Below are 2,747 nucleotides of genomic sequence, written 5' to 3'. Positions count from 1 at the left end.
ATATCGGGACCAGAGGCCGCGATCAGTGCATTGACATGGGCCCGCGTCGCGCGGAACCCGCGCAGGCGGCGGTGATGCTGGCCCGCATCAAAGCCACCGACGAACGCTCCCAGCCGCTGCCGCCAGTTCATCACAGATCCTTCACGGCATGAGGCCTCAGGATGCGCCCGGCGCCGCGCTCGGCTTTCGCAATCCGGCGCTCGATGTCACTGATCGCAGCCGCCAGTTCGGCATCGGTGCCGTAGGTGACTGTCTTGCCGTCATAGCTGACAGACCGCGTGCCGCTGTAGCGCGCGGCCAGCAGCGCGCTGTGACGGAGTTTCAACTCATCGAGGGTCATTCGTCATTCCATGTATTTTGGCGTGCTGATTTTCCAGCCACGCCGCCGCGGGGCGGCGATACGCCCGGCTTGCGGCTCAGTCGATTTATCGGTCTCGGGCTGTGCCAAGGTCGCGGCGGTTTCCACACCAGCCTGCTTCTCCAGCTGTCGCCACATCCGCTCGTCAAAGCGATCTGCACCAAGGATCCACGCCGCCGCCCGCGCATAAACCCGCGTGTCGAGGGCCTCGTTACGTTCACGCAGCTTTTGCCATTCCTGGCGGGCAAAGCCGCGCTTGTTACGGATCGTAACCAGCTGTTCGGCCACTAGCTGTTTGAGCCATTCGCTATCAGCCCAATCCGGCAGGTGGATCATGCCAGCCGGATCGGCGATGCCCAGCGTACGATCTTCATCGCTGGGTCGCTCGATCCGCAGATAGCGATAGGTCTCGGCTTTGAAGGTGGCGGTGGCCACGGTCCAGAGCCGGGCCCCGCGCTTCAGCTTGCGACCATTTACGGTGGCATCGACAAAGGTTGGCCCCGACACCGGTGTTGCGCGGTTGAACCCTTCCAAGCCCTTCACGGGTGCCACTTGTGCGATGCCCTGCTTGCGCGCCCATCCGTAAACAGCGGCCGTTTCATAGCCGGTATCAATGGCCAGTTTGGCCAGCGGCATCACCGCGCCATGCTCGTGCACCCAAGTCTGGCCCAGAAGCGAGGTCAGCTTGTCCCAGCACGCCGGATCATCCGGTCCGCCCGGAATGACGATGTGATCGACGAGCCAGCTTTGCAGCCCGCGGCCCCAGGCCCAGACATCGACCTCGATCCGGTCTTTTTGCACATCGGCACCGGCGGTCAGGAACAACCCGCCTGCGGGGATCTGCGCAGGGAAAGTAAACCGCTGATCCGCAAGTCGCTGCCATTCCGGCGCCTCGCCGCTCTCAACCCATGTCTCCCCCAAGAGTGTGTTGCGCGCGGCCCGCAACATCTCGTCGGAGCCTTGGGCGGCCAGCCAGTCCCGCGCGATTTGCTCCCAGCTTTTCCAGCCGATCGGCGAATAGAGCGCCGAGAGGTGGAAGCCGATGGCATGCGGATTGTCCGACACTGCCGTCGCCCGCCATTCACCGCGCGCCAGCATGTCGGTCTTGTGGTGCTCTGCAATTGGTTTCTCGCACCCTGCGCAGATGTACATCGCCGTTTCCGGCTGTCCCTTTTCCCAGCGCAGGCGTTCGAACTGTAACCATTGCTTATGGTCACAATGCGGGCAGGGCACGAAATACCGCCGCTGGTCGCTGGCTTCGAATTCCCGCTCGATCCGGCTCAGCCCGCGGATGGTGGGCGTCGAGACCATGAAGACCTTGCGCCGATGCGCGAAGGTGGTGGTGCGCGCCTCGGCAAGGGTGACCGGATCGCCTTCTTCATCGGCCGAGGCGGGATAGGCGTCCACTTCATCCAAAAACACATAGCGTGCCGGCATCGACCGCAGGCCGGTTGCCGAGTTTGCCCCCGTCAGCACCAGAATGCCGCCCGGGAACTCCTTCGACAGCATCGAATTACCCGCATCGCGCGACCGCGCAGGCTGGACCCGTTCTTTCAGCGCGGGGCTGTCCTCGATCAGCGGATCAATCCGGCCCCGCGACGTGCGTTTGGCCATCTCGACTGTTGGCAGCACGGCTAGCATCGGGCCCGGCGCGTGATGGATGACAAAGCCGATCCAGTTATTGCCGGCCTCCGTCGCGCCAACCTGTGCAGCTTTCATAAATGAAATCCGCTGCGCCGGATGGTTTGGCGACAGCGCATCCATGATGGCGCGCAGATATGGGGTGCGCGCTGTGCGGTACTGTCCAGGTTCCGCCGACGCCCGCGACGATAGCTTGCGGTGCGCATCTGCCCATTCCGATACCGTCAGGTCCGGATCTGGCCGCATGCCGTTACGCCAGACGCGTAGAATGTCCTCGGCGCCATCAAAGGCGAGATCGAGATCTGCTGTCAGGTTGTCGTCGGTCAGGTCGTATGCGTTGCCGTCATCATTCAAGCGAGACCCTGAGGTCGGCCAGGGCGGTGAGTTGCTCTCTGACATGGGTTTCCAGCACCCTTTGCAGGATCGCAGTCTCGATTGCCACGGGCACCCCCGACACCTTCTCCATCTCTGCGGATAATTGGGCAGCCATTAGGGCCGCCACACGGGTGGGCCAGGTGACCCAGACATCACGTTCTTGCCTTGCAAGCCGAAACACCAGCGTTTCCGCCCGCGCTCGATCCACCAGCACGCCCTTCTTGCGCTGGATCGATAGCTGGCGCTCCTGGGCCTGATAGACCGTCAGCGCCGTGCGGGCCTTGAGATAGGAGGTGCTGTCGCCTGGCCCTGACACGCCGCCAGTGCCTGAGATATTACCGCTGCTAATCCCTCCACCATCACCACCCGCGTT

3 protein-coding genes are annotated in these 2,747 nt (G+C 63.2%); all 3 read right to left on the bottom strand.

All coding sequences use genetic code 11. The features are described from left to right. Window positions 1–130: 130 nt before the first annotated feature. On the bottom strand, window positions 131–340 hold the full coding sequence (locus C7964_RS19630; protein ID WP_110281237.1) for a phage head-tail joining protein: 210 nt from the start codon (window positions 338–340) through the stop codon (window positions 131–133). A 3-nt stretch (window positions 341–343) separates the two neighbouring features. Then, window positions 344–2,398: a phage terminase large subunit family protein gene (locus C7964_RS19625; RefSeq protein ID WP_110281236.1), complete on the bottom strand. Its 2,055-nt coding sequence runs from the start codon at window positions 2,396–2,398 to the stop codon at window positions 344–346. Next, on the bottom strand, window positions 2,346–2,747 hold a 402-nt coding region (locus C7964_RS19620; protein WP_110281235.1), incomplete at its 5' end, for a hypothetical protein. The genes C7964_RS19625 and C7964_RS19620, both read right to left, overlap by 53 nt.

Source organism: Loktanella sp. PT4BL, from assembly GCF_003201935.1.
GTDB lineage: Bacteria > Pseudomonadota > Alphaproteobacteria > Rhodobacterales > Rhodobacteraceae > Yoonia.
Note: the sequence above shows the minus strand (reverse complement) of the source record. Positions and strands in the feature narration are given on the sequence as shown.